This is a genomic window from Halorubrum amylolyticum, from assembly GCF_004114995.1.
Classification (GTDB): Archaea; Halobacteriota; Halobacteria; order Halobacteriales; family Haloferacaceae; genus Halorubrum; species Halorubrum amylolyticum.
Genome location: NZ_SDJP01000024.1, coordinates 39,561 through 45,696, shown reverse-complemented (window position 1 = coordinate 45,696; position 6,136 = coordinate 39,561). Strand labels below are relative to the sequence as shown.

Annotated in this window: 7 protein-coding genes; 4 read left to right on the top strand and 3 right to left on the bottom strand. The window is 71.3% G+C overall.

Features of this window, described 5'->3' with window-relative positions:
• Together ESO89_RS14320 and ESO89_RS14315 are read left to right on the top strand one after the other, a co-directional pair.
• Nucleotides 1-1,003 (top strand): ATP-dependent helicase (locus ESO89_RS14320; RefSeq protein ID WP_164932807.1); only part of this gene is annotated, 1,003 nt, incomplete at its 5' end.
• Nucleotides 1,000-2,328, top strand: coding sequence for a M24 family metallopeptidase (locus ESO89_RS14315; RefSeq protein ID WP_128906150.1), 1,329 nt, complete (start codon nt 1,000-1,002; stop codon nt 2,326-2,328). The genes ESO89_RS14320 and ESO89_RS14315, both read left to right, overlap by 4 nt.
• Before the next feature lie 15 nt (nt 2,329-2,343).
• Here the strand turns inward: ESO89_RS14315 and ESO89_RS14310 are convergent, their stop codons facing one another.
• Nucleotides 2,344-2,691: a DUF7533 family protein gene (locus ESO89_RS14310; RefSeq protein WP_128906149.1), complete on the bottom strand. Its 348-nt coding sequence runs from the start codon at nt 2,689-2,691 to the stop codon at nt 2,344-2,346.
• Between the two features lie 127 nt (nt 2,692-2,818).
• Between ESO89_RS14310 and ESO89_RS14305 the strand changes: the two genes are divergently transcribed.
• Nucleotides 2,819-3,478: a riboflavin synthase gene (locus ESO89_RS14305; RefSeq protein WP_128906148.1), complete on the top strand. Its 660-nt coding sequence runs from the start codon at nt 2,819-2,821 to the stop codon at nt 3,476-3,478.
• Nucleotides 3,479-3,501: 23 nt separating this feature from the next.
• On the opposite strand, the gene ESO89_RS14300 is transcribed toward ESO89_RS14305, so the two are convergent.
• Nucleotides 3,502-4,200: a phosphoglycerol geranylgeranyltransferase gene (locus ESO89_RS14300; RefSeq protein WP_128906147.1), complete on the bottom strand. Its 699-nt coding sequence runs from the start codon at nt 4,198-4,200 to the stop codon at nt 3,502-3,504.
• A gap of 85 nt (nt 4,201-4,285) precedes the next feature.
• On the bottom strand, nt 4,286-5,365 hold the full coding sequence (locus ESO89_RS14295) for a tubulin/FtsZ family protein (protein ID WP_128906146.1): 1,080 nt from the start codon (nt 5,363-5,365) through the stop codon (nt 4,286-4,288).
• A gap of 75 nt (nt 5,366-5,440) precedes the next feature.
• On the opposite strand from ESO89_RS14295, the gene ESO89_RS14290 reads away from it, so the two are divergent.
• The gene (locus tag ESO89_RS14290; RefSeq protein ID WP_128906145.1) at nt 5,441-6,121 is read left to right on the top strand and encodes a DUF7310 family coiled-coil domain-containing protein; all 681 of its coding nucleotides are present in this window, start codon (nt 5,441-5,443) and stop codon (nt 6,119-6,121) included.
• Nucleotides 6,122-6,136 lie beyond the last annotated feature (15 nt).

The window sequence follows — 6,136 nt, the reverse complement described above, 5'->3', positions numbered from 1 at the left end:
CCCGAACTCCTACCGGCTCCCCTCGGAGATCCTCAACGTCGTCAACGCCGAGATCCGCCACATCGACAAGCGACAGGAGAAGGACCTCCACCCCCGAAAGGAGGGCGGCACCGTCGAGGCGATCGAGTCGCCGTCGATGCTCGAACTCGTCCGGAACGTCCGGTACACCGTCGAGGACGACGAAGGCAGCGTGATGTGTCTGTTCCGGGCGCGCTACCAGATGTTCGACTTCATCGACGAGTTCATCGACCACGGGATTCCGTTCACGATGCTGACCGACGGCCGGATGTGGACCGACCGCGTGCAGGACTACGTCAGCGCCATCGAGAAGGCCGACGCGGGCGACCCCGTGAACGGACTGGAGGCCCGCCGGCTCGCCGACATGCTGCAGGACTCGGCGTTCGGCACCCACGAGCGCGACGAGTTCTACGACTTCCTCGACGACCGCGAGGAGGCCGCCGACGCCGACGACATCGCCCAGATAGAGGTGACCACCGACGAGCTCGACGAGTTCATCCCGTTCATGCCGGACGCCGCGAGCGCCGACGACATGGTCCGGAAGGTGACGAGCTTCCAGCGGAAGTCCATGGGCGCCTACTTCGGCGGCGACTACGAGGGGATGGACCCGACCCGCGTCCGCGTCGGCACCATCCACTCCGCGAAGGGCCGCGAGGCCGACCATGTGTTCGTCGCAACCGACCTCACCGAGAAGGTGGTCGAGCAGATGGCCGCCTCCCTCGACGACCCGACCGACGTCGACGGCGTCGAGGAGTTCACGAAAACCACGAGCCCGGTCCCCGTCCTCACCGACAACGAGCGCCGCGTGTTCTACGTCGGGATGTCCCGCGCCCGCGAGCGGCTCGTGATCATGGAGAGCCTCATCAGCGGGGCGCCGACGCTCCCGATCAGCGTGCTCCTGTTCAACGAGCTCCGCGACGAGCCCGCACAGGAGCTCGTCGAGGAGGTGCAGGCGGAGCTGGCCGTCCCCGAACCGGAGCCGTGAGCGACGGGGACGCCTCCACGCGTCGACCGCTGCGAACGGATCTCACCCCGATCGTCGACGCGGTCGCGGCCGCCGACGCCGACGCCTTCGTCGCGGTCGGCGACCGGTTCGACGCCGACCTCCGGTACCTCACGCGCTTTGCCGGGCCTGACCGGGCGTACGCGCTGGCGGTCGTTCCGGGCGACGACGACGCCACAGCCCGCGCCGTCTGCTGTGCCCCCTCGCTGTTCCGCGCGCAGGCCGAGCGGGAGTTCGTGGCGAGCGCGCACGACCGGGACGACGGCGACGGCGACGGAGAGTTCCACGACGGCGTCGCCCGCGAGGTGCGGACCGAGCGCGCCGGCGACCACGCGGGCGAGCGCGCTGCGGCGGCCGTGCGCGACCTGCTCGGCGGCGAGGAGCGCGGTGGCGACGAGGACAGCGACGGAGAGGGCGACCGAGACGGCCTCGACGACGGCGACCCCACCATTCTCGTCCCTCCGTCGATCCCGCACGATGCCGCCGTGTACCTCGAACGCGCCGGCAACGGGCTCGCGTCGACCGACGCGGTCACCACCGCCCGAGCGCGGAAGACCGACGCCGAGATCGACCGCCTCCGCCGGGTCCAGCGCGCGGCGGTCGCGGGGATGGCGCGCGCCGAGACCGTGTTGGCCGCAAGCGAGGTCGGCGGGGACGAAAGAGAGAGACCGACCCTCCGCTGGGAGGGCGCCCCCCTGACGACCGAGCGCCTGCGGCGGGCCGTGAACGCGACGCTCGCCGCCCGCGGCGTCCGCGACGCCAGCGACACCGCGATCGGCGTCGGCCCGTCGGCGGCCGACCGCCACGACGCCGGCGACGACCCGATCCGACCGGGCGAGACGGTGCTGGTCGACGTCTCGCCGCGCGGCCCCGACGGCTACCGCGGCGACCTGACCCGAACGTTCGTCGTCGACGGCGACGGCGGCTGGGAGCGGCGGGCGTACCTCGCGGTCGAGTCGGCCCGGGCGGTCGCGCTCGGCGAGATCAAACCGGGCGTCCCCGCGAAGACCGTCCACGGCGAGGCGGTCGCCGAGCTGGCCGCGTACGGATTCGACCCGAACGCGGAGGAAGGCGAGGCCGGCTTCATCCGCGGCGCCGGTCACGGCGTCGGCGTGAGCCTCCACGAGTCGCCGTCGCTGTCGAGCGGGACGGAGCTACGGCCGGGTCACGTCATCGCCGTCGAGCCCGGAGTCTCCGATCCGTCGGCCGGCGAGGTCCGGCTGGGGGACCTCGTCGTCGTCACCGAGGACGGCTCCGAGGTGCTGGCCGAGTACCCGTTCGGGATCGCCCCGACCGCACGCGAGTGAATTCGGACGGAGTACCTACTTCTCGACCGGGGTCGCGTCTTCGGACGGCGCGTCGGTTTGTTCCTCCTCGTCGATCGACGGTTCCGCGGACGGGTCCGAATCGGAAGATCCTGCCTCCGCTGGATCGAGAGCGATGAGTCCGCGGATCTGGCGGGGGAGCAGTCCGACGACCAGCCCGCGGAGAATTCGGGCCGGATCGAGGAAGTACTGCGGGAGCACGACCATCGCGGCGGCGACGACGAGCAGGCCGACGCCGAGCGCGATCTCGCCGGCGAATAGTCGATTGACGGCGAAAAGCCCGAGCGGGAGGGCGAAGATCAGCGACGCCGCCAACCCGACCATGTCGGTCAGTCCGAGCCTCATTGCGACCGCGTTGGCTCCGGGGGGTCAAAAGGGGCGCGGCGTCGGCTGAGCGCGGCGATGGGACGCGATCGCGGCGTGACCCACCCGAACACCGAACCGATATGTGTCGCGCGCACCCAGTTCCGGTATGTTCACCGGCATCGTCGAGGACACCGGAACCGTCTGCGAGCGGACCGAGACCGAGGACGGGCTCCGGCTCCGGATCACCGTCAACGGGTTCGACGACCTCCACCACGGCCAGTCGATCAGCGTCAGCGGCGTCTGTCTCACGGTCGAGGAGTACGACACCGGCGCCGACGACGGGGCCGACGCGGACGCGGACGACACCAACGACGGAGACACCGACGGCGGAGACACCGACCGCTGGTTCGAGGTGTTCCTCGCGAGCGAGACGGTCGAAAAGACCTACCTCGGCGAACTCGACGCGGGCGACGCGGTCAACGTCGAACGCGCGATGCCCGCCGACGGGCGGTTCGACGGCCACGTCGTGCAGGGCCACGTCGACACCGTCGCCGAGGTGACCGGGATCGAGCGCGTCGGCGAGGACTGGCGGTTCACCTTCGCGATCCCCGACGGCCACGGCGACTACCTCGTCGACAAGGGGTCGGTGACGCTCGACGGCATCTCGCTGACGGTCGCCGAGAAGCGGGCCGACGAGTTCGACGTCGCGATTATCCCGACGACCTACGAGCTGACGACGCTCTCCGAGAAGTCCGTCGGCGACCCGATCCACCTCGAAGTGGACGTGATCGCGAAGTACGTCGAGAACATGGTCGAAGGATACTGACGCGGTCGAAACTCCGCTGAATCCTACGCGTCCTTCGCGCCCTTCACCGTCTCGCGAACCGCGTCGACGCCCTCGTCGTGGAGCAGGTCCCCGACGACGATCACGTCGCTGTGGGCGGCCATCTCGTTGGCCGACTCGTAGCCGTGAATCCCGCCACCGTAAAAGAGGGTGGCCTCGTCGAGCGCGTCGTGGGCGGCGGCGACCTTCTCCGTGTCGCCGAACGCGCCCGAGTACTCGACGTAGACGATCTCTTGGCCGAACATGCGCTCGGCCACCTTCGCGTAGGCCGCCACGTCGTCGGCGCTGAGGTCGCAGTCGGCCTCGGTCAGCTGCGCGACCGACGCCTCGGGGTTCAGCACGATGTACGCCTCGGTGTGCGTCCGGCTCCAGTCGAGGTCGTCGATGCGGACCCACTCCTTGTGCGCGCCGGTGATCCAGAACGGGCCGCCGGCGTTGAAGACAGTCGGGATCAGGTAGCCGTCGAGGGTGGGCGAGTCGATGACGACGCCCGGGTTCGACGGCTCCTGGTAGAGCGGCACGTCGTACTCGGCGGCGGCGTCGACGACGCGGGTCATCTTCTCCGCGGTGACGTCGAGGGTCCCGCCGATCTCGATCGCGTCGGTCCCGGTCCGGCAGACGTCCTCGAAGGTGTCGTCCCCGTGCAGCTCCTTGTCCGGGTCGACCTTCAGCACGTGGTCCCAGTCGTCCCACGGGTTGTTCATCGGAAGCGACTCCACCGGGCGGAACCAAAAAGGTGCGGAACCTGTCTCGCGAGCGGGCGACACCACCCGTCCGCGCGAACGGGGCTCAGAGCAGGTCGTCGAGCTCGTCGTTCCGGAACGCGTCGGCCGGGTCGGGCTGTTCCTCCGGCTCGTCACGAACCGCCTGCCGCGCGCGTTCGAGGAACTCCTCGACGCGGCGCGAGCGCTCGACGCCGCCGAGGAGGACCAAGGCGGCCACCCGGTCGGAGTCCAGCGGGAAGTCGCCCCCGCGCACCTGCATCGACCCGGTCTCCTCTTGGAGCCACTTGCGCGCCTTCTCCGCGCCCTTCCGGGAGATCCGGTCGGGGTCGCCCGCGATGGCGACGAGGGCGGCGTCCGCCTCGGTCGCGCTCGGGAGCGACATCCCCGTCATCACCGCGCTCCGGACCGTGCTCATCACGGTCGTGACGTTCTCCTCGGGGTCTTCTGCGGCGGGCGCCGACGCGAAGCCGACCGCGGCCATACCGCCGGCGCGTAGCGTGTTGATCACCTCGCTCGTGTCGACGACCGACTCCGCGACGCCCTCGACCGACTCGCCGGCCGCGAGCAGGAGCCCGACCCGCTTGGCCATCGAGGCGTTGATCGCCGCGTAGCCGCCCTCGACCGACTCCCCCGAGGAGCGCCACGCGTCGTTGTCGAGCAGGATCGTCGCGTCCGCCTCGCGGACGAGCGTCTTCAGCGAGCGCCCGGCGTTCACCTGATACATCGCTCCCTCGTCGCGGCCGGGGAGGATCCCGACCGCGTACACCGGCACGTCGTACACGCGGCTCAGCTCGCGGACGAGTATCGGCGCGCCGCCGGAGCCGGTGCCGCCGCCGAGCCCCGCGACCACGAGCAGCGCCTCGGCGTCGGCGTTCACCTTCGGCGCGAGCGCGTCGAGCACCTCGACTGCGTCCTCCTCCATCACCTCGGCGCCGAGTTCGTTGTCGCCGCCGACGCCGTGTCCGTTCACCCAGGACTGACCGACGAGGACCGTGTCGAGCGGGAGGGGCTCTAAGTCCGCCGACGCGGTGTTCACCGCGAGCGCGTCGAGCACCGCACCGTATCCGGCGTCGACGTCGAACTCGGCGAGCGCGGTCGTGAGCTTCCCGCCCGCCTGTCCGACGCCGAGGAGGACCGCCTTCATGATCCGTACTACCCGATCCGGTCGTAATACCTTTTCCCCCGGCGTTTAAGTAGGGAGCCGCGGCCAGTCGCCCGCGTGACCGATCACACTCGCGACCCCGAACGCGCACGCGGCTCCGAGCGAGCGGGCGGTCCCGACCGCGGGAGGGCCGGCACGGCGGAGACGAGCGGTACGGAGGCGGGACGGACGGCGCCCGGTCCGACCGACGGCGGGGGCCGGGACGGCGACGCCGGCCCGGGCCGCGGCCGGTTCGGGGAACGGCTCCGGGCGGTCGAACGCGCGGTGACCGGCACCGACGAGGCGGTCGCCGACCTCGCCGACGGGGCGGGCGCGAGCGCCGAGCGCGAGGCGCTCGGTGCGAGGCTCGACGACCTCGAAGCGCGCGTCGAGGAGCTGGAGGCCGCGACGCAAGCGATCAGAGGATACGTGGGATCGGTCCGATCGGTCAACCGCGAGGTCGAGCGCCGCGCCGACCTCGCGCTGGCTAGGGCGACCGGCGGCGCGGCCGCGAAAGCAGCCGACGCCGGAACGCCCGACGGCGATGCGATCGACCGCTCCGACGGCGATGCGATCGACCGCCCCGACGGCGCACCGAGCGGGGCCGCTCTCGACGCGGCCGTTCCCCCGAGCCACCGTCGCGAGAGCGACGGCGGGGCCGCGGCCGAGGGGCCGATCGACCGCGCGGAGGCCGATGGGGAGGGGGAGGGGGAGTCGTGGTACGACGACACGCTGAACCGGCTCCGTGACGGGCTGTAACCGGTCGCGCGCCGG

Excerpts from the sequence above, each read along its gene's own strand:
- ESO89_RS14310 (WP_128906149.1), bottom strand. The coding sequence starts at position 2,691 with ATGAGGCTCGGACTGACCGACATGGTCGGGTTGGCGGCGTCGCTGATC.
- ESO89_RS14305 (WP_128906148.1), top strand. The coding sequence starts at position 2,819 with ATGTTCACCGGCATCGTCGAGGACACCGGAACCGTCTGCGAGCGGACC.
- ESO89_RS14300 (WP_128906147.1), bottom strand. The coding sequence starts at position 4,200 with ATGAACAACCCGTGGGACGACTGGGACCACGTGCTGAAGGTCGACCCG.
- ESO89_RS14295 (WP_128906146.1), bottom strand. The coding sequence starts at position 5,365 with ATGAAGGCGGTCCTCCTCGGCGTCGGACAGGCGGGCGGGAAGCTCACG.